The 20,923-nt window shown below is 49.5% G+C and carries 18 protein-coding genes; all 18 read right to left on the minus strand.

What is annotated here, in order from left to right:
- Window positions 1–56: 56 nt before the first annotated feature.
- The 18 genes from ugd to cpsG all read right to left on the minus strand — a co-directional run bounded on the left by ugd (window position 57) and on the right by cpsG (window position 20,909).
- Complete coding sequence (gene ugd / locus RTX96_RS01190; RefSeq protein ID WP_312669889.1) at window positions 57–1,223, minus strand: UDP-glucose 6-dehydrogenase; 1,167 nt, start codon at window positions 1,221–1,223, stop codon at window positions 57–59.
- A gap of 252 nt (window positions 1,224–1,475) precedes the next feature.
- Window positions 1,476–2,882, minus strand: a complete 1,407-nt coding sequence (gndA, locus tag RTX96_RS01195) for an NADP-dependent phosphogluconate dehydrogenase (RefSeq protein WP_312669890.1) — start codon at window positions 2,880–2,882, stop codon at window positions 1,476–1,478.
- A 131-nt stretch (window positions 2,883–3,013) separates the two neighbouring features.
- On the minus strand, window positions 3,014–3,802 hold the full coding sequence (locus RTX96_RS01200; RefSeq protein WP_312669891.1) for a glycosyltransferase family 2 protein: 789 nt from the start codon (window positions 3,800–3,802) through the stop codon (window positions 3,014–3,016).
- 20 nt (window positions 3,803–3,822) lie between these two features.
- A complete protein-coding gene (locus tag RTX96_RS01205) occupies window positions 3,823–4,842 on the minus strand; it encodes an EpsG family protein (RefSeq protein WP_312669892.1) in 1,020 nt (339 codons plus the stop codon).
- Window positions 4,839–5,705, minus strand: a complete 867-nt coding sequence (locus RTX96_RS01210) for a glycosyltransferase family 2 protein (RefSeq protein WP_312669893.1) — start codon at window positions 5,703–5,705, stop codon at window positions 4,839–4,841. The genes RTX96_RS01205 and RTX96_RS01210 overlap by 4 nt, the downstream gene beginning before the upstream one ends.
- A 2-nt stretch (window positions 5,706–5,707) precedes the next feature.
- The gene (locus RTX96_RS01215; RefSeq protein ID WP_312669894.1) at window positions 5,708–6,457 is read right to left on the minus strand and encodes a glycosyltransferase domain-containing protein; all 750 of its coding nucleotides are present in this window, start codon (window positions 6,455–6,457) and stop codon (window positions 5,708–5,710) included.
- On the minus strand, window positions 6,447–7,676 hold the full coding sequence (locus RTX96_RS01220) for an oligosaccharide flippase family protein (protein ID WP_312669895.1): 1,230 nt from the start codon (window positions 7,674–7,676) through the stop codon (window positions 6,447–6,449). The genes RTX96_RS01215 and RTX96_RS01220 overlap by 11 nt, the downstream gene beginning before the upstream one ends.
- Window positions 7,677–7,758: 82 nt before the next feature.
- On the minus strand, window positions 7,759–8,301 hold the full coding sequence (rfbC, locus tag RTX96_RS01225) for a dTDP-4-dehydrorhamnose 3,5-epimerase (RefSeq protein WP_312669896.1): 543 nt from the start codon (window positions 8,299–8,301) through the stop codon (window positions 7,759–7,761).
- A gap of 3 nt (window positions 8,302–8,304) precedes the next feature.
- On the minus strand, window positions 8,305–9,183 hold the full coding sequence (gene rfbA, locus RTX96_RS01230) for a glucose-1-phosphate thymidylyltransferase RfbA (protein ID WP_312669897.1): 879 nt from the start codon (window positions 9,181–9,183) through the stop codon (window positions 8,305–8,307).
- Window positions 9,184–9,235: 52 nt separating this feature from the next.
- Complete coding sequence (gene rfbD, locus RTX96_RS01235) at window positions 9,236–10,135, minus strand: dTDP-4-dehydrorhamnose reductase (RefSeq protein ID WP_312669898.1); 900 nt, start codon at window positions 10,133–10,135, stop codon at window positions 9,236–9,238.
- Window positions 10,136–10,137: 2 nt separating this feature from the next.
- Window positions 10,138–11,220, minus strand: a complete 1,083-nt coding sequence (gene rfbB, locus RTX96_RS01240) for a dTDP-glucose 4,6-dehydratase (RefSeq protein WP_312669899.1) — start codon at window positions 11,218–11,220, stop codon at window positions 10,138–10,140.
- Between the two features lie 383 nt (window positions 11,221–11,603).
- Window positions 11,604–12,506 carry a GalU regulator GalF gene (gene galF, locus RTX96_RS01245; RefSeq protein ID WP_103819158.1) on the minus strand — a complete coding sequence of 301 codons (903 nt, stop codon included), beginning with the start codon at window positions 12,504–12,506 and terminating at the stop codon, window positions 11,604–11,606.
- Window positions 12,507–12,671: 165 nt separating this feature from the next.
- Entirely contained in the window at window positions 12,672–14,072 is a 1,401-nt protein-coding gene (gene wcaM / locus RTX96_RS01250) for a colanic acid biosynthesis protein WcaM (protein ID WP_409418549.1), read from the minus strand.
- Window positions 14,073–14,084: 12 nt separating this feature from the next.
- Complete coding sequence (wcaL, locus tag RTX96_RS01255; RefSeq protein ID WP_312268172.1) at window positions 14,085–15,305, minus strand: colanic acid biosynthesis glycosyltransferase WcaL; 1,221 nt, start codon at window positions 15,303–15,305, stop codon at window positions 14,085–14,087.
- Window positions 15,302–16,579, minus strand: coding sequence for a colanic acid biosynthesis pyruvyl transferase WcaK (gene wcaK, locus RTX96_RS01260; protein ID WP_312669900.1), 1,278 nt, complete (start codon window positions 16,577–16,579; stop codon window positions 15,302–15,304). Before wcaK ends, wcaL begins: the two co-directional genes overlap by 4 nt.
- Before the next feature lie 25 nt (window positions 16,580–16,604).
- On the minus strand, window positions 16,605–18,083 hold the full coding sequence (locus RTX96_RS01265; RefSeq protein WP_312669901.1) for an MOP flippase family protein: 1,479 nt from the start codon (window positions 18,081–18,083) through the stop codon (window positions 16,605–16,607).
- A gap of 11 nt (window positions 18,084–18,094) precedes the next feature.
- Window positions 18,095–19,489, minus strand: a complete 1,395-nt coding sequence (gene wcaJ, locus RTX96_RS01270) for an undecaprenyl-phosphate glucose phosphotransferase (RefSeq protein WP_103819154.1) — start codon at window positions 19,487–19,489, stop codon at window positions 18,095–18,097.
- Between the two features lie 49 nt (window positions 19,490–19,538).
- Window positions 19,539–20,909: a colanic acid biosynthesis phosphomannomutase CpsG gene (gene cpsG, locus RTX96_RS01275; RefSeq protein ID WP_312669902.1), complete on the minus strand. Its 1,371-nt coding sequence runs from the start codon at window positions 20,907–20,909 to the stop codon at window positions 19,539–19,541.
- Window positions 20,910–20,923: the final 14 nt, after the last annotated feature.

Genomic DNA, 20,923 nt, shown 5'->3' on the forward strand with positions numbered 1-20,923 from the left:
AAGCCATAAAATAACAAAACCCGGTGCGATACCGGGTTTTTTAGGTCTGCTAAAAGTCAGTCGCTGCCAAACAGATCGCGGGTATAGACCTTATCTGCTACGTCAGCCAAATCCTCTGCCATCCGGTTAGAAATGATCACATCCGCCTCTTTCTTGAAGGCATCCAGATCGCGCACCACGCGAGAGTGGAAAAATTCCTCTTCCTTCATTGCCGGCTCATAAATAATTACCTGCACGCCCTTAGCCTTGATACGCTTCATGATTCCCTGAATGGAAGAGGCGCGGAAGTTATCAGAGCCGCTTTTCATGATCAGACGATAAACGCCCATCACTTTCGGGTGACGCGCCAGGATGGAGTCAGATATAAAGTCCTTACGGGTGCGGTTAGCATCAACAATCGCGGAGATCAGGTTATTGGGCACCGACTGGTAGTTAGCCAGCAGCTGCTTGGTATCTTTCGGCAGGCAGTAGCCGCCATAGCCAAAAGATGGGTTGTTGTAATGGTTACCGATACGCGGGTCGAGGCAGACGCCTTCGATAATCTGTTTGGTGTTCAGCGCCAGGCTTTCAGCGTAGCTGTCCAGCTCGTTAAAGTAGGCAACGCGCATGGCCAGATAAGTATTGGCGAACAGCTTGATGGCTTCCGCTTCGGTAGAGTCGGTAAATAGCACCGGGATCTCTTTTTTAATGGCCCCTTCCTGAAGCAGGGCGGCAAAACGCTCTGCACGCTCGGAACACTCGCCAATCACGATGCGTGATGGATGCAAGTTGTCATAGAGCGCTTTGCCCTCGCGCAGAAACTCTGGCGAGAAGATCACGTTATCAATGCCGAGCTCTTCTTTGATGGACTGGGTAAAACCCACCGGAATAGTCGATTTGATCACCATCACCGCTTTCGGGTTTATGGTGATCACATCCTTAATTACCGCTTCAACACTTGCGGTATTGAAGAAGTTGGTTTTGGGGTCGTAGTCGGTCGGCGTGGCGATAATCACGTAATCCGCATCGCGATAGGCATCTTGTTTGTCGGTGGTGGCGCGGAAATTCAGCGCCTTGTTGGCAAGATAGTCCTGGATCTCTTTATCGACAATCGGAGAGATTTTCTGATTGAGCATGTCCACTTTGGCCTGCACAATGTCCAGTGCCACCACTTCATGATGCTGAGCAATCAAAATACCGTTTGAAAGACCAACATAGCCTGTTCCTGAGATGGTTATTTTCATTCTTTCACTTCTTCGATTATATGAGTGTAATGCAGCGCCATCGCGCCATCGCAATAAATAACTGTTGTGGTTTTTACCTCTTCTCATGAGCTGCTGTCAAGGCAAAGACTCTGTTAATAGAATGAGGAAAATCAGCCAGTTATTCTGTTAACAGACGTTTTCGCGTCAAAAGTGAAACAAATGAGCAGCGAGGAGATAAAAAAAGCCCGATGGATTTCACCGGGCTGAGGTATTAAACGAGGCTAATTCAGATTAATCCAGCCACTCGGTGTGGAACACACCCTCTTTATCGGTACGCTTATAGGTGTGGGCACCGAAGTAGTCGCGCTGTGCCTGAATCAGGTTAGCAGGAAGAACCGCCGCACGGTAGCTGTCGTAATAGGCAACGGCTGCGGAGAAAGTCGGAACCGGAATACCGTTCTGTACCGCGTAGGCTACTACGTCACGTAATGCCTGCTGGTAATCGTCTGCGATTTTCTTGAAGTACGGTGCCAGCAGCAGGTTAGCGATACCAGCATTTTCTGCGTACGCATCGGTGATTTTTTGCAGGAACTGCGCACGAATAATGCAGCCAGCGCGGAAAATCTTCGCAATCTCACCGTAGTTCAGATCCCAGTTGTTTTCGTTCGATGCGGCACGCAGCTGGGAGAAACCCTGTGCGTAGGAGACGATTTTACCAAGATACAGCGCGCGACGCACTTTCTCAACGAAATCGGTTTTGTCACCGGCTGTTTTAGCCTGTGGGCCTGACAACACTTTCGAAGCCGCAACACGCTGCTCTTTCAGAGAGGAGATATAACGCGCGAATACGGATTCCGTAATCAGGGAGAGCGGCTCACCCAGATCCAGCGAGCTTTGGCTGGTCCATTTACCGGTGCCTTTGTTGGCGGCTTCATCAAGGATCACATCGACCAAGTATTTACCCTCTTCATCTTTTTTAGTGAAGATGTCTTTGGTGATGTCGATCAGGTAGCTGCTCAGTTCACCGTTGTTCCACTCGGTAAAGATTTCTGCCAGTTCTTCGTTAGAGAGATTCAGGCCGCCTTTCAGCAGAGAGTACGCTTCTGCAATCAGCTGCATATCGCCATATTCAATACCGTTGTGCACCATCTTCACATAGTGGCCCGCACCGTCCGGCCCGATATAAGTCACGCACGGTTCGCCATCTTCGGCAACGGCGGCGATTTTGGTGAGGATAGGCGCAATCAGCTCGTACGCTTCTCTCTGACCGCCAGGCATGATAGATGGACCTTTCAGTGCACCTTCTTCACCGCCGGATACGCCGGTACCGATGAAGTTAAAACCTTCTTCGGAGAGTTCACGGTTACGACGAATGGTATCCTGGAAGAAGGTATTACCGCCATCAATAATGATGTCGCCTTTTTCGAGGTAAGGTTTCAGGGAGTCGATGGCAGCATCAGTGCCCGCGCCCGCTTTCACCATTAACAGGATACGGCGAGGCGTTTCAAGAGACTCAACGAACTCCTTCACCGTATAGAACGGAACCAGTTTCTTACCTGGGTTCTCAGCGATGACTTCTTCGGTTTTTTCACGGGAGCGGTTGAATACGGAGACGGTATAACCACGGCTTTCGATGTTGAGCGCCAGGTTGCGCCCCATCACTGCCATACCGACAACGCCGATCTGTTGTTTGGACATTATTTACTCCTGTCAGGTGTGGACGCCGCGCCTATACGCAGCTTGGAAATTATATAACTTTAAATGGAAATTAGCACAATGAATAGCTAAATCATAAAAACACTTTTAATAAAAAAAATTCTTATCCAAATTTATTCTTCTAATAAGCTTTTCATAGGCAGTTTAAATCTTTTGCTGTATAAAAACTTTAAGGCACTAAATAAATGCCAGAAAAAATGCGCGCTTAATAATCTCCTATTATTATGCTGAGCCTTGTGAACAGCTTTGATACCAGGAATATATTTTAAATTAAAACCCTGTTTTTTTGCTCTAAAGCATATATCTATATCTTCACAATACATAAAATAGTTTTCATTAAATCCTTTTAGTGAAGCGTAAACATCTGCTCTGAAAGCTATGAAAGATCCAGCAGCCCACTCCATATCAATACAAGGTTCTTTAGAATTTTCAGCTATGTCTTTATAACTTGCACCACTATCCATAAGAGATCTTAGAAATGTAATAAATGTTGGATACTTCCTTATAGAGAAATCCCGTAAAGTAAATTCCTCATCTTTATATAATGAGATACCACATAGGTCAATCATATATTCTTTCATTAAAATAATCAATTTTTCTATGCTTTCATCACTAATGACCACATCCGGATTTATCAAGATAAAGTAATCATTATTTGTCATGCTCAAACTATTTTGGCAGTAATTAAATATATAATTATTGTTACCACCGAAACCTAAACCATAAGATTCATCCAAATAATATATTTTGTTTTGTAAGCAATATTCTTTTAACTTAACACTGTCATTGCTGGCGTTATTTTTTAAAATAACTTTAAACTTATTTGACAGCTTACTTAAACTGTCAAGATCAATAATCATATCAGCATGATTATGTGACACTACGGCTAAATATATATTCATTTATGGACCAATATAATTTATCACAGTAATTTAGAAGTAGACACAATAAAAACAACAACAATAAGAGTTAAAACAAAGCGAAAGATGAATCTTCCCGAAAGGCTGAATAATTGTAAAAGGGAAGCAATAAAAAGCAAATCATAAAATGCAAAAAAATCGGAAAATCTGATAGATAACGCATCATTTATTCGAAAGAACCAATATAACCCTAATCCCGTCAAGGATATAAAAAAAAGGATATAAAATAAAAAATAGTTTTCGACTGTAACGGTTGATTGATTCTTGTATAACCAATAAATAAAAATCATATATGAGATTAATTTCACAGCAATGTAACTGTTAAAAATAGGTGCAGATATGATTTCATATTGTCCATTCAGGTAAGGAGAAATCCTAGCCTGAAGAATTGGAATCGTCATCATCTGTTCTATTATAGGTTTAAACGGATCCAAGATGACAATGCATATAAGAATAGCAAATATAAATAGGATAGAACCTAATAAATTTTTTTTTTGTCGTTTAAATAAATAGCGTTTTATAGGTAATATTAATAACATCAGTAGTGCTGAAAGATGAATACAAAGCGCTATGCATAATAGTAGAAAAGCTTTAGTCTTGTTTCCTTTAATGTACAAATATGTAAATAAAGAACTGACACCTACTGCCGCACCAGCTCTATACTGTATGACATCATGTATTATAAATAACCTTGCTATATAAAGGATAACTACCCAAAAAAAAACCTCTCCTGTATAAAATTTTTTCACGAAAAAGAATTTAAAAAAAAGAGAGATAAATACTAAAGAAAAAATCACTCCATCAATACCCAACCCAATATTATATGAAATATTAGATAAAACAAAAAACGCAGGATCTTTAAAATAAACCCATTGGTTATTTAAAGAACCCCTTATAGAAGTTTCATACCAATTTAGATAGGAATAAAAATCAGGGGTTTTACTTATATCGTAAAAAAAGAAAAAAATACAAATAGCACATCCAAAAAAAATAATAACAAAAAAATCTAGGGCGCGACTCATCGTTTTTTACCTGAGTATCCTAAAACGCCATCTTTAATACCAGTAATCATCGCTTTAATATGGTTCAATCTGTTTTTAGTAAAGAAAGCATAGACGATAAACCGTGGTAATAATTTGAGCATCTCATGTTTTTTCCACTGCGGATGAATATATTTTAGCCTAAGTAAAAGAAATACATTTCTGAAATAATAATAATGCCTTATAGGTGAATGGTTCACATATTTTTTCCGGGCAATTCTTACAGGTTCTCCACCTATTTCATGTGTCATCGTAAGCCAAGGCAGACCTAAAATTTCGTAACCAAAATATCTAGCTCTTAGACACCATTCGATATCAACAAAATCAATAAATAAGTCATCTTTCATTAATCCAATTTTTTCGAGCGTGCTAAGTTTAAGCATCGAACCAGATGTAATAACGTAAGAGGCGCTTATAGGCAAATTACCTTCTGCAGGTTGCCTCTCTATGCAATTATCCTTACAAAGGATAAATTCTGCTTTCCTTTCAATAGCTTTATCATAGTATGCAGGTGACACTAAGCAAACCTTTTCTGGCGATTCGCGTATGTAATCTAATAATGATAATATTAGAAAATCCTCCGGTTCACTATCTTGATCGAGCAAAAGAGCATATTTATAAGCATCATTGATAAGATCTTTGATACCAATATTTAGCGCTGTTGCGATACCTTGATTACCTTCTAAAAAAATAATTTTTGCCCGAGGTATATGATAGCTTCCATTAATTTCACTATTATCCACAATAACTAAACTATGCTTTTCACTCAATTTTATTGCAGCGTTAATATTCTCACGAGTAGGATTATAAAAAACAATGACAATACCTAATTCTTTACTATCCATACTTAAACCCCCATTAATTTCATCAAAATTATATTAATTTTTGCTTTTAGTTTTCTTTTGAGATTGTCGCGATTATTATCATGCTTATGCAATTTAAAGTGGTGATGTTTAAATCTAGCATCGCTCTCGCCTAAAGAATATATTTGATGTTGATGAATCCAAGCAACATAAGTTAAAGATAATTGATCACGTTTACTTTTTGTTAAATACTCATTGAACCAACTTTTTAATAAAAGATCCAATTTGTTATTTTCTTTCCTAACTATTATATTACATTCATACAATCCACTTTCCACAGGGAAACCTACATTTTTATAATCTTTAATTTGTTTTGCAATAACCCAATACCATTCATGACCTATTTTTAAGCATTCGAGAGCTTCTTTATATAAACAGTCACGCCCAAAATGATTATACATAAATATGTCACCATCTTTCTGCGAGACATCTTGTAAAAGCGAAGATAAATCATCACATATTTCTATATTACCATCAATGTATATTGTCTGTTTATAATCCAATAAATAGCCAAACTCACGCGGACATATTTTTATTGCTCGATTTAATGTTTTTCGATCATATTTATTGCAGATATCACTTTCGCTTAATAAATGTAATTTCCATGGAAAAGGGACATCAATATTTTCATCGCTAAAGCATATATAGTCGATATTGTTGTTAATAACGACTGGTTTGCGGATGATATCATAACCACCTGTTATACAGGTATAGACTGCAATTTTATTTTGCATATAAAAAAACTGACCTTTTTATTTTTTTCCATATGAAATTGTAGAAAAAACATGAAAAATTTATAATTTGAGCTAGCGCCAAACCGATTAACCAACCTTCTGCTCCTATATAATTAAGCATTATAATACCTAATATTAAAGAGAGGATTGCAGTCGCAGAATTAATAATGATTATTACTTTCCCTGCCCCATTCAAGGTGAGATAACCTGTAATTACTGGGCCATATATTGAAAAAAACATAAGCAAACATGCAGAATATAACATGTATCTAATTTCTAAATTATACTTTCCAAATATATAAAGCTGTATTTCATAGTTAAAAATCAGCACTAAAGACGTAATTGCAACCATAAATACCGTATAAAGCACGATAACGAAATAAATGACTTTATAATACTTTTGAATATTTTCCCTAAATAACCTTGCCAATTTAGGATAAGCCGCAACATGAGTTAAAACTCCCAATGAAATGAATAGGTTCATAAACTTCTCGGTTGCTGAATATATACCACCTGAAGCTAATCCTTCAAAATGAGTGATAACAAAGACCCCTGACATTGTATATAAAGCAGATATTATTTGAGAGAAGAATAAGCTAAGCCCATTTTTTAAAACAGGTAATGGATTCATAAGACAAAAGGAAACAATATACTTTCTTGCCATTAAAAACGTAAGTAAGCCGTTAATTATTGCGGACAGAATCAAACATAATATAGGTAAAAATAAAGAACTCGAATTTTTTATAAAAAGATAAGCAATTAAAAGGGTAAATAATGAACCAGCGATTGAACAGATACTACTTGCAATAAACCGACCATTTGATTGTAAATACCAAACACTATTCAACACCCATGATAGAGGCATCAAAATAAAAAGCAGATATTCAAAACTATATTTTTTAGAATACCCGTAAAAATAAGCCATAAAAATAAAGGCTGAAAATAAAAATAACACAATCTTCGCCGTAAATATTTTATTAAAAACTGAATTTCTGTCCTCATTTTCAGCAATTAATTTTGGGCCAATCATGTTAAATGAATATTGCACAATCAAAGAAATATAAGAGACCGCACTTAATACAAGAGCAATTTTCCCATAATCATACAACCCAATTTTTTTTATGATTAATGGAGAAACATAGAGCACCGTCACACCGCCGAAAAAATACTGGATTATTAATGAAAAATTATCCACTAATATTTTTTTATATAGATTCATGATAATACTAACTCGAGTGAAAATAATGAAAATAAAGCACAGTTAATTATAACCGTGCTAAAATCATTGCTTCAGGCTCAAATTAAAAATTTAATTTATCCAAACATGGTTGGTTATTATCTTTTTCAGATAATAGTGGAGCACCTTGCAGCGGCCAATTTATATTTATACTCTGATCATTCCAAGCAATTCCTCTATCACTCACAGGATGATAATAATTTGTAGTCTTATACACAAATTCTGCCATCTCGCTTATAACAAGAAAACCATGTGCAAAACCTTCCGGTATCCATAATTGGCGTTTGTTTTCTGCAGAAAGATGCACCCCAACCCACTTACCGAAAGTTGGCGATGATTTACGAATATCTACTGCAACATCAAATACTTCACCGAAAACGCAGCGTACTAGTTTACCCTGCGCGTATGGCTCCAGCTGATAGTGTAATCCACGAAGCACACCTTTACAGGACTTCGAGTGGTTGTCTTGAACAAATTCAACTTTACGACCAACGGCCTCTTCAAATACTCTCTGATTAAAACTTTCGAAGAAAAATCCGCGATCGTCACCAAACACCTTTGGTTCAAAAATTAGCACGTCAGGAATAGCGGTTTTAATTACGTTCATAACTTAATAACCTTTAATCATCTTGAGCAGATATTGACCGTAAGCATTTTTGGATAGCGGTGCGGCAAGCTTTTTGACCTGTTCGGCATCGATAAAGCCTTTACGGAAAGCAATCTCTTCCGGGCAAGAGACTTTTAAGCCCTGTCGCTCTTCAATCGTCTGGATAAAGTTACTGGCCTCAATCAGGCTCTGATGAGTACCCGTGTCAAGCCATGCGAAACCACGACCCATCATGGCCACTGACAGCTTACCCTGCTCCAAATAGAGACGGTTGATGTCGGTAATTTCCAGCTCGCCGCGTGGAGACGGCTTAAGATTCTTCGCCATTTCCACCACGCTGTTATCGTAGAAGTAGAGGCCAGTTACCGCATAGTCGCTCTTCGGCTCCAGCGGTTTCTCTTCCAGAGAGATCGCCGTACCGTTGCTGTCAAATTCCACCACGCCATAGCGCTCCGGATCGTTAACGTGGTAGGCAAATACCGTCGCCCCACTCTCTTTGCTTACGGCTGCTTCCAGCTGTTTCGGCAGATCGTGACCGTAGAAGATGTTATCCCCTAGCACCAGCGCGCAGTTATCGTCACCAATAAACTCTTCGCCGATGATAAAGGCCTGAGCCAGGCCATCCGGGCTCGGCTGTACTTTATACTGTAGGTTCAGGCCCCACTGGCTACCGTCACCCAGCAACTGCTCAAAGCGTGGCGTATCCTGCGGTGTACTGATGATCAGAATGTCACGAATGCCCGCCAGCATTAACGTTGAGAGCGGGTAGTAGATCATCGGCTTGTCATAGATCGGCAGCAGCTGCTTGCTGACGGCCATAGTGACAGGATAGAGACGCGTGCCAGAACCGCCGGCCAGAATAATACCTTTACGTGTTGTCATTTTTTTCTCTGCATACAGAAAATGCCCGTTTCCGGGCATTAGAAATGTCAAATTAGAATGAGGTGGTGGTAAACAGCTCAGCCAGCATGCGTTTAATACCCACATCCCAGGCAGGCAGAACCAGATCAAAATTTTGCTGGAACTTATCCGTGTTTAAACGGGAATTGGTCGGTCTGCGAGCCGGCGTCGGGTAGGCAGAGGTCGGAACGGCATTAAGCTTCTCAATCGCCAGTTCGATGCCTGCCGCTTTCGCTTCGGCGAAGACCAGCGCGGCATAATCATGCCAAGTCGTTGTCCCGGACGCTACCAGATGGTATAAGCCCGCCACTTCTGGCTTGTGCAGCGCGGTACGGATGGCGTGCGCCGTGCAGTCGGCCAGCAGCTCCGCGCCAGTAGGGGCACCAAACTGATCGTTAATCACTGACAGCTCCGGACGATCCTTGGCCAGGCGCAGCATGGTTTTGGCAAAGTTGTTGCCTTTACCCGCATAGACCCAGCTGGTGCGGAAGATCAGGTGCTTGGTGCAGTGCTCCTGCACCGCTTTCTCGCCAGCCAGCTTGGTTTCACCGTAGACGTTCAATGGCGCAACGGCATCGGTTTCCAGCCACGGCGTTTCTCCAGTTCCTGGAAAAACATAGTCGGTGGAGTAGTGGATCAGCCACGCGCCGAGCTTTTCGGCCTCAACGGCAATGGCTTCGACGCTGGTCGCGTTTAAGAGCTCAGCAAATTCACGCTCGGACTCGGCTTTATCAACGGCGGTATGGGCCGCTGCATTGACAATAACATCCGGACGCACGCGGCGAACGGTCTCCGCCACGCCTTCCGGGTTGCTAAAATCACCGCAGTAGGTGGTTGATTTAACGTCAACCGCCGTCACTGTACCGAGCGGCGCCAGCGCACGCTGCAGTTCCCAGCCTACCTGGCCCGTTTTACCAAACAGCAGAATATTCATTCTTAACGTTCTCCGTAATTCTGCTCGATCCAGGTCTTATAGCTGCCGCTTTTCACGTTATCCACCCACTGCTGATTATCCAGATACCAGCGGACGGTTTTACGGATACCGGACTCAAACGTCTCTTCTGGCTTCCAGCCCAGCTCGCGGCTGATTTTATCCGCATCGATGGCGTAGCGGCGGTCGTGGCCCGGACGGTCTGTCACATAGGTGATCTGGTCGCGATAAGAGCCCTCTTTCGGCACGATCTCGTCCAGCAGGTCACAGATGGTATGCACCACGTCCAGGTTCTGCTTCTCGTTATGGCCGCCGATGTTATAGGTCTCGCCAGGTGCACCCTGCGTCACCACGGTATAGAGCGCGCGGGCATGATCTTCAACGTAGAGCCAGTCGCGGATCTGATCGCCTTTGCCATAGATCGGCAGCGGTTTGCCCTCAAGGGCATTGAGGATGACCAGCGGGATCAGCTTCTCGGGGAAGTGATACGGGCCGTAGTTATTGGAGCAGTTGGTGACCAGCGTCGGCAGACCATAAGTACGACGCCATGCGCGCACCAGGTGATCGCTTGACGCTTTTGAAGAGGAGTACGGGCTGCTGGGGGCATAGGCGGTCTGCTCGGTAAACAGCGGCAGCGCCGTGCCCTGCAGATGTTCGTCCGGGTGCGGAAGATCGCCATACACTTCGTCGGTAGAGATATGGTGGAAGCGAAACGCGTTTTTCGCCTCGTCGCTTAAGGTCAGCCAGTAGGCGCGCGCGGCCTCCAGCAGAACGTACGTTCCGACGATATTGGTTTCGATAAAGTCAGCCGGGCCGGTAATGGAGCGGTCAACGTGGCTCTCTGCCGCCAGGTGCATGACTGCATCAGGCTGGTGCTCGGCAAAGACGCGAGCAACCTCAGCGGCATTACAAATATCCACGCGCTCAAAGGCATAACGATCGCTATCGGCGACGTCAACAAGCGATTCCAGATTACCGGCGTAAGTCAATTTATCAACATTCACAACGGAATCTTGGGTATTTTTAATAATATGTCGGACGACCGCAGAGCCGATGAAACCCGCTCCGCCAGTAACAAGGATTTTCACGCTATCAATTCCGTCAATTCAATAAGGAAGGGGTGTTTTACGCGAGACTGTGTGAAACAGGTTAGCCTCACTCCGTTCGCAGGCACGCTACCGCCCCAGGCTCAACAGCTACCTGTGGACTGTACGGACCGATTTTGTACAACAACTCATGCCTACCAATGAGATATAGGCGATAAATCAGATGCTAATTGTCATCCCAAACGCGCAGAGAAACAAGGAAAATTCTTATGGTTTTGCTGTATAATTAATCATCACAACCCCTTGATCTACAAGAATTTGGGGGTTGTAAAACAAAAACGGCAAGGGATAGTTCATCGCGATTTATTACCGCTTAGTGAACGATCTCTTGCCGTTGAATTAAATAAATATTACTTAATCGTGACTTAGGCCTGGCTTTGGCTCAGCAGCTTCTGAATGCTATTGCGGAACTTTTGCCCTTCCTTCAGGTTACGCAGACCGTACTTCACGAACGCCTGCATGTAGCCCATTTTCTTACCACAGTCATAGCTGTCGCCGGTCATCAGCATCGCGTCAACGGACTGTTTTTCCGCCAGGCGAGCGATAGCGTCGGTAAGCTGAATACGGCCCCACGCGCCCGGCTCGGTTTTCTCCAGCTCTGCCCAGATATCCGCCGACAGGACATAGCGCCCTACCGCCATCAGGTCAGAATCCAGCGTCTGCGGCTGATCCGGTTTCTCGATAAAGTTGGTAATACGGCTCACTTTACCTTCGCTATCCAGCGGCTCTTTAGTCTGGATCACGGAGTATTCGGAGAGATCGCCCTTCATGCGTTTTGCCAGCACCTGGCTGCGGCCGGTCTCGTTAAAGCGGGCTACCATTGCCGCCAGGTTGTAGCGCAGCGGATCGGCACTGGCGTTATCCAGAATAATGTCCGGCAGCACCACCACGAAAGGGTTGTCGCCGACGATAGGACGCGCGCAGAGAATGGAGTGGCCCAGACCCAGCGGCTGCGCCTGGCGCACGTTCATGATGGTCACGCCCGGCGGGCAGATAGACTGCACTTCCGCCAGCAGCTGACGCTTAACGCGCTGCTCCAGCAGAGCCTCAAGCTCATAGGAGGTGTCGAAGTGGTTCTCCACCGCGTTTTTAGAGGAGTGGGTAACCAGAACGATCTCTTTGATCCCTGCAGCAACCACTTCGTCGACGATGTACTGGATCATTGGCTTATCGACGATCGGCAGCATCTCTTTTGGGATCGCCTTGGTGGCAGGCAGCATGTGCATCCCCAGACCCGCTACCGGAATAACCGCTTTCAAATTAATCATTATCACTTCCACCTATAAAATGGTTGCTGAATTATAGCCCTTTGATCTCGTTTAGCCAGTACGATTTAGCTGAATAACAGCTATCAATTAAGGCATCTGCAATAGATGTAATACGAAGCCGTGGGTTGAGGCTCCAGGAATCCTCGCAAAATGGCCGTACAACAATTATGAGCGCTTTGCCGGCAGGGAAAAGTTTAATTTTTCAGCGTTAATAACCTGCTGATCGAGTCGGTCAATATCTACCGAGCTTTGCCCTTTTTCATTTACGGCTTGAATATTTGCCAGTGAAAGCAGGGTATCCCGCTTCGCCATAAAGCGGCCGCGCACGTCCTTACGCAGGTCGAAGTGGAGCTTCAACGCCGGGCCTGTCGCGGCCTCCTGCATTATCTGAATATTGCGCATAAACAGGTGCTGGGGCTTATTATGCATCTCCAGCGAGGCGCGCTGAATATTGAGGTTGGTGATAGAGACAAACGAATCGGCATTCCCCGATGAGATCTGGATCCCACGTAATTTCCGCATCTGCTCGGCGTTGTCGAGATGGATCGCGTTTAGTCTGAAGTTTTGTGGTATCGAAAGATAATTGCCTTTGATTACCCCATAACCAATTAACATTCCGGCGCTGTTGCGCATTTTAACGTCGTCTATCACGAAATTATCGCAGCCGTAAATCGCTACCGTCGCGTTATCAATGCCCGCTTTTTTACTGTAGTCGGGAGTGATATCCGTGGCCGTGATATGACGAATCACAAAGTGCTTGCCGTTTTCGACATGTACCAGCTGGCGACAGTGGCTGCCGGTAATGTTGGCGACAGTAAAATGCTTTACCGCCTGGTCTTCCGGATAGTCGTTGTCATAGGTGCTGCCCGCCAGCCCGATGCCGATCCCCCAGTTGATTTTGCCGTTGGTACAGTCGATATGGTCGATGACGTGGTCGGAGATGAGCAGGTTGCGATCGTTAATCGCCACGTTCCACTCGATGGCGTCCCCTTGCAGATAGCTGAAACGGCCGTTGGTGATGCGCGCCCCGTCTATCTGGTTGTGAAAGCCCTGGCGCAGAATGGCGTAGTTGGCTTTGGTCACCGTAATATTATCGATGACCAGGTTACGCATGACCCGCTTCTCTTTGCCGCCGATATAGATCTGCGTCACCGGGCCGTAGCCGCTCATTGTTACACCCTCGATAGTGCAGTCCGAGCCGCGTACGTCGAGAGTGATATTATAGAGGCTTCCGCCCTCTTCCCCGCGTACCCGGCAGCCGTCCTGCAATACGAAGCGCCCTTTACCGTTGCCCTTGAGCGCACCACGGATCAGCAACGTCTTACCTGCCGGGATAAATATTGCGGTGTTGATGTTCTCGCAGATGACACCCGCCGGCACCAGCACCGTGCTGGCTTCGGCAAAGGCCTGCTTAAACGCGGCGATAATGTCATTTTTCAGGTAGCGGCGGATATCAACGCTGCCGGACGCCTGAGCCTGGAGCAGCGGCGAGTGCAGAAGGGGCAGCGCCGCCAGGGCAGAGCCTGCCCCAATAAAGCGACGGCGTGAGAGTAGGATATCTGACATATAACCTCTGGCTTAGAGCGCTTGCAACAGCGTGGCAAGCCGCTGGTTAATGATTCGCTGATTAAACTCGGTTTCAACTTTTTCACGGGCGCGGGAGACGACCGGCACCAGCGCCTCCTGCTGGATAGCGCTCAGCGCCGCCAGCCGGTCCGCGAGGGCCTCAGGATCGTTCTCCGGCACCAGCCAGCCGGACCGATCGGCGTCGATAAGCTCCGGGATACCGCTGTGGACGGTGGAGACCACCGGCAGACCCACCGCCATCGCCTCCATCAGCGCCACCGGGATCCCCTCCATATCGCCATCCGCGCCGGTGATCGAGGGCAGCAAGAAGAGATCCGCCTCGTCCAGCATCGCCTTCACCTCGTGGCTCGGCTTGAAGCCCGGCATCTCAATCATCTCCTGCAGACCATACTCGGCAATCAGACCACGCAGACGCTGCTCCCACGGCCCGATACCGAGAATGCGATAGTGGAAGGCAATGCCCCGCGCCTTGAGCAGACGGCAGGCCTCAATGGCCACGTGCAGCCCCTTTTTCTCGGTCAGGCGGGCAACGGAGATGATATTCAGCGGGTTTGCCGGGGCCTGCACCAGACGCGGAGAGAAGCGTGACATATCAACACCCATGCGCGAGACGGCAATTTTATGCGCCGGACAGCCCATATTCATGAGCCGTCCAGCCCACAGCTCGCTGATGGGCAGCATCAGGTCGCCCCGGCGAAAGAGCTGTTGATACTCCGGCGTATAGTGGCTGAGAACCGCCCGGCTGGAGATGTCGATGCCGTGGAATACGGTGGCGATTTTGCCGTTAAGGACGCCGAGCTCGCGCAGCTTGGCGGCGGTAACGCCCGCCGGGCCAAAGTGGGCGATAAAGACGTCGGCATGAAACGTGCGCGGCGCGAGGCCGCACATGGCTGCAAGGATCAGGTTGCGTGCCTCGGCCCCGTAGCGTCCGACATTAAGCGCCCGCCATGTCGCGCTCCGCCCTGCCCCGCGCAGCAGCGCCGCGCCGCGATAGCGCAGCTTCGCCAGCTTGCCCTGTGGCTCGTCCAGCAGCCAGTGGGTCTTCTCCGCCAGCCGATACTGCTGAAACGCGGCATGGGTATTGCTCAGATCCCCTTTATGCATCGCTACGATCTCAACCTCGTAGCCCATCTCAATAAAAGCGACGATCTGATCCAGCACGAAGGTCTCCGACGAGAGGGGGAACTTCAGCAAAAAGAAACTGACCTTCATTTACCCTCCCGGACGCGCTTCAACACCGATTCCACCATCTCCATGCCGTGCTGTCGCTCGTGGGCCACGGCATCGTTGAGGCGCTGCTCCAGGACCGGGAGCTGACCGAGGGTGTCGGCCACCATTGCCTCCAGCGAGCCGTCCAGCAGATGACGAATATCGATCGCCATCTCCGGCATCCCCAGCTGCTGCATAATGCCCGCCGACTTGTGTTCGTAGTTGATGGCAATCGCCGGGGTGCCAAAGTTCATGGAGATAATCGCCGAGTGCAGACGCGTGCCCACGGTCAGATCGCAGGCGGCAAAGATTTTGCCCATCTCAAGGTCGTTCAGCTCGTCCATCACCACGTGATAGCGCGAGGGATCGCTGACGTGCTCCCGCAAGTTGAGCGCCACCATGCGATCGTCTTTGTTGTAGCTGTCGATGCCGGTACAGGTGGAGAGCGCCAGCACCTGGTAGCCCGCATCAATAATGCGGTTGACCACCCCGGCAAAGGCCTTCTCGTAGGCTTTCTGCGTGGTGCCGAGCCGCTTGTCGAAGGGGGCCAGCTCGCGCAGGGTAATGGCGACCGTCTTCTCTTTTGCCGCCATATCGAGCCAGTGTGCGACCGCATAGTTCGGCACGAATGTCTCGTCGTGATCCACCAGCCAGGCGGTATCTACCCCCTGCTCGACTTTCACGGTGGTGATCTGGCTCTGCTCCATCAGCTCCAGGCTGACGCGCTCGCGGAGGATGAGCGCGTCGCAGTGGCCGAACACGTAGTTCGCCAGCTGGTTAAACTGGGCATCCTGGAACGGGCCAACGCTGTGGCCGATCATATAGAGCGGCTTTTTCGCCATAAAGGTGCAGAGAGCGTGCTCAAACTGCGGCACGCCGTAGAGATCGACAAAGAACGAGCCGCCTACCTGGATAATGGCGTCATAGCCTGACAGCAGGCGGACGAAATCGGTAAAGCCCTGGGCGATGGCGATGTTGCGCAGCTTGCCGCTGTCGGTCACCCGGGAGAGCAGCACCTGATGCTGATAGCGGCGGCGCAGCACCTTCTTGACCCGCCCCATCACTCCGGCGGCGTTATTGTGCTGCTTCATCTGGCTATAGAGCGGATCGCCCATTACCGGGCGGTTCAGCAGCCAGGAGGAGCTCACCGGGTAGCGGCTCATCACGTCCACCTCGGCGTTCGGCTCCAGTACGGCTATCGCGTCCAGCAGGCCGCGCAGGATGGCGCTGTCGCCACGGTTCCCGCAGGTATGGTTGCCCAGAATTAATAGTTTCATAGTGACCTCAATAAACAAAATTGGATTAACCTGCCCGCAGGAGCGTTCTTAATTTTTCATTGCGGCACAGCTGGCGTTTGATCTCCACCACCAGCGCGTTACGCGACAGCGCGAGGGTAACCGCGAACGTCAGCGCACCCGCGGCGATCTGGACGATCAGCAGGGTCACCAGCGGCAGATGGCCGCTCAGCGCCAGCCCCAACCCGTAGCTCACCGCCAGCATGGGCAGCGAGAGGTAGAACGGCAGCCAGAGGCTAAGGACATACTGACGGTAGCTCGGGCCGAGCACCGGCCTGATCATCACGAAGTAGCTCAGTACGGTATTGATCACCTGTACCAGCAGGAAGCCCAGGGTAACGCCCAGCGCCCCCGCCCACTGGCCGCCGAGAATAATGGCGGGCACAAAGAGCGCGGTTTTGAACAGGTTAAACTTAAAGCTGATATCGACCCGCGCCTTGGCCATCAGCAGGGAGCCAATCGGGTTCCCCACGGCGCGCAGCAGGCCGACGATGCACAGCAGCTGCAGGATCGGGATAATGCCGCGCCACTTCTCGCCAAACACCAGCGGAACCATGTTATTGGCGACCACCATCAGGCCCAGCAGCACCGGGAAGTTGATGATCCCTACCGCCGACAGCAGCTTGTAGAAGTTGAGCCGCAGCTTGGCCGTATCGTCCTGGATTTTGGCGAACGCCGGGAACAGCACGCGGGTGATGATGGGGTTAAGCTTCATCGGCGGCACCACCGCCACGTTGTAGGCAAGGTTATAGCCCCCGGCTACGCTGGCCCCGAGAATACGTGCCAGCACCAGCGTGGAGAGGTTGGTATTGATGTAGTTGATGACGCTATCCGCCGTCAGCCAGGCGCCAAAACGCAGGTTGGCGCTGACCGAGGCGAGGGAGAAGTGCAGGCCCGGACGGTAGATTTTGCGGCCAAAGAAGCCAAACAGCAGCGTACGTACGGCGGTGTTAACCAGGTAGCCAACGATGGCGGTCATCGCCAGCGGCCAGAACCAGGCCCCAATCACCGTCACGCTGAAACCCGCCACCACGGAGAGCGTTTCGATTGCGCCAATTTTGCCGAACTCTAACTCTTTTTGCATCAGAGCGCGGAACTGCTGGCCGTGGGGGATCACCACGAAGGCCAGCGACAGGGTTTTGATAAGCGGGGCGATATCCGGGTTGTGCAGTACCCGCGCCAGGGTATCGCTCAGGAGGAACATCGCCACGCAGACCAGCAGCCCCAGCCCGACGTTCAGCCAGTAGAGCGTGGTCAGCTCCAGCTGGCTGATCTCTTTGCGCTGGATAATGGAGTTGGCAATGCCAAAATCGGACAGCGTGTCGGCGAGCGCAATAATCGTCAGCGCCACGGTCAGCAGGCCAAACTGGTGGCTATCGATAATGCGCGCCAGCCAGGTCATCTGTACCAGTCCGAGGCCAATGATGGTGACGGTGGCCATCGCCGACCATTTGGCCCCGCTCAGGGTTTTTTCTCTCAGGCTCACAGTGTGCTCACTCAGTAGGCCGCTTTGTTAACAAAGCCTTTGAAAATGGTCAGGAAAACGATCTTGATGTCGAACCAGAGGCTCCATTCGCGAATGTACTCCAGGTCGAACTCGATCCGTTTCTCCATCTTCTCCAGGGTGTCGGTCTCTCCGCGCCAGCCGTTGATCTGCGCCCAGCCGGTAATGCCTGGCTTGACCTTATGGCGCAGCATGTAGCCCTGGATCAGCGTCCGGTACTGCTCGTTATGCGCCACGGCGTGCGGGCGCGGGCCAACAATCGACATGCCACCGGTGAGGACGTTAATAAACTGCGGCAGCTCATCGAGCGAGGTGCGGCGCAGGAAGTTGCCGACGCGAGTGACGCGGGGATCGTTCTGCGTTGCCTGGGTGACTACGCTGTCGTTCTCCATTACCTTCATAGAGCGGAACTTCCACACCATGATCGGCTTACCGTCCATGCCGTAGCGGGTCTGACGGAAGATCACCGGCCCCGGCGAGGTGAGCTTCACGGCGGCGGCGATGCTCAGCAGCACCGGAGAGATCATCAGCAGGATCAGCGACGACAGTACGATGTCTTCGACGCGCTTCAGCACCCGGTTCAGGCCAGAGAGCGGCGTGTCGTACAGCGGCACCACCGGGATCCCATTCATCTCCTCAATACGCGAATGCAGGATATTGAAGGTAAAGACGTCGGGGATCAGGATCACCGAGCAGGTGGTATCCGCCAGCTCGTTCACCAGCTTTTTAATGCTGGCAGCGTCATTCATCGACATGGCGATATAGACGTTGTGAATTTTCGCTGCCTTGGCGTCCTCAATGAGCTGCTCGATAGTGCCCGCCCAGTCCGCCGAGACCCCCTCGGGGCTCACGTCGTGATAGACGCCCACCACCTCGAAGCCCAGCCACGGCTCGTTGCGGAAGCTCTCCAGCAGCATCTGCCCTACCGGCAGATCGCCAGCAATAGCCACCCGGCGGGTGTTGTAGCCACGGTTACGCAGCCAGCCCGCGCCGAAGCGGATCAGCGAGCGGCAGACCACCAGGCCAATGCTGCTCAGCACGTACCAGGCGAAAAACAGCGAGAAGTCGTCATTAAAATCAGCATTGAAGGCCATCAGCCCGGCGCTGAAAATGAGGCTCAGGGTCCAGTTTTGCAGCAGCAATACCAGCTCGGTGGAGATTTTTACTCCGCGCCACGAGCGGTAGAAATCGGTCATACCGCCAATCATCTGGAAAACCACTAAGGCGATAAGTGCCATCAGCAGATGCAGATAGAAAAAGGGTAAGGCGTTTGCCTTACAGACCACCCAAAGCCCGCCAAACAGGATAGTGATGTCCGAAAATCGCTGCACCATAGAGATTAACGATGCATTCGTTTTGGCTCGCTCGCGCTTTTTTAAGTTTGTCATCGTTGTTCCTGTTCATTTATGCCCTCTCCGAAGAGAGGGCTCGCAACGGCTACCTGTCGAGCAGCGCCAGAATTTCCTGCGTCTTCGCCTCCATCAGCGAGACGTCGCCCTGAGACTCGACGTTCAGGCGCACCACCGGCTCGGTGTTAGAGGAGCGCAGGTTAAAGCGCCACGTTGGGAAGGCGACGCTGAGGCCATCGGTACGATCAATCTCCTGTGCACCGCGGGCAAAATGCTGCTCGACGCGGGCAATGGCCTGCGCCGGTTCGCTGAGGGTACGGTTGATCTCGCCGCTGGCCGGAAACGCCGCCATGCGATCGCGCACCAGCGCCGACAGCGGCTGACCGGAGAGGCACAGCAGCTCGGTGACCAGCAGCCAGGGGATCATGCCGCTGTCGCAGTAGGCAAAGTCGCGGAAGTAGTGGTGGGCGCTCATCTCGCCGCCGTAGATCGCATCCTCGGTGCGCATCCGCTCTTTGATAAAGGCGTGGCCGGTTTTCGACATTACCGGCGTGCCGCCGGCCTGGGTCACCACGTCAACGGTGTTCCAGGAGAGGCGCGGGTCGTGGATGATCTTCGCGCCGGGGTGCTTCTCCAGGAACGCCTGCGCCAGCAGGCCAACAATGTAGTAGCCCTCGATAAACTGGCCGTCACCGTCGAACAGGAAGCAGCGGTCAAAGTCGCCATCAAAGGCGATGCCCATATCGGCCCGGTGCGCAATCACCGCATCGCGGGTGCTGTCCCGGCACTCCGGCAGCAGCGGGTTGGGAATACCGTTCGGGAAGTTGCCGTCCGGGGTGTTATGCACTTTGATAAAGGTCACCGGCACCTTCAGCGCCTGGAATCGCGCCTCGATGGCGTCAATCACCGGACCCGCCGCACCGTTGCCCGAGTTGATCACCAGCGTTAATGGCTTGAGGTTCGCCACGTCGATATAGCCCAGCAGGTGGTCAATATAGGCATCGCGCAGATCGATCTGCTTATAGCTGCCGCGCTTCGCTGGATTGACCGGCGGGAAGTCGTTGGCCTCCGCCAGACGCTGCACGTCGCGCAGGCCGGTATCGCCGCTGATCGGGCGCGCACCCTTGCGCACCAGCTTCATGCCGTTGTAGTCCATCGGGTTGTGGCTGGCGGTGACTTCGATACCGCCGTCAATCCCCAGATGGAAGGTGGCGAAGTAGATCTCTTCCGTGCCGCACATACCAAGGTCGAGCACGTCTACCCCGGCATCCTGTAACCCCTTCGCCAGCGCCAGCTTCAGCGCCTCGCTGGTCAGGCGCACGTCGCCCCCCAGCACGATGGTCTCCGGCTTCAGGTATTCGCCATAGGCGCGGCCAATGCGCCAGGCGATCTCTTCATTGAGCTCCGTGCCCAGCCTGCCGCGAATATCATAGGCTTTAAAACAGGTTAATTTTTCCATAATGGCCTCCATAG

The organism is Pseudescherichia sp., from assembly GCF_032052675.1.
GTDB lineage: Bacteria > Pseudomonadota > Gammaproteobacteria > Enterobacterales > Enterobacteriaceae > Pseudescherichia.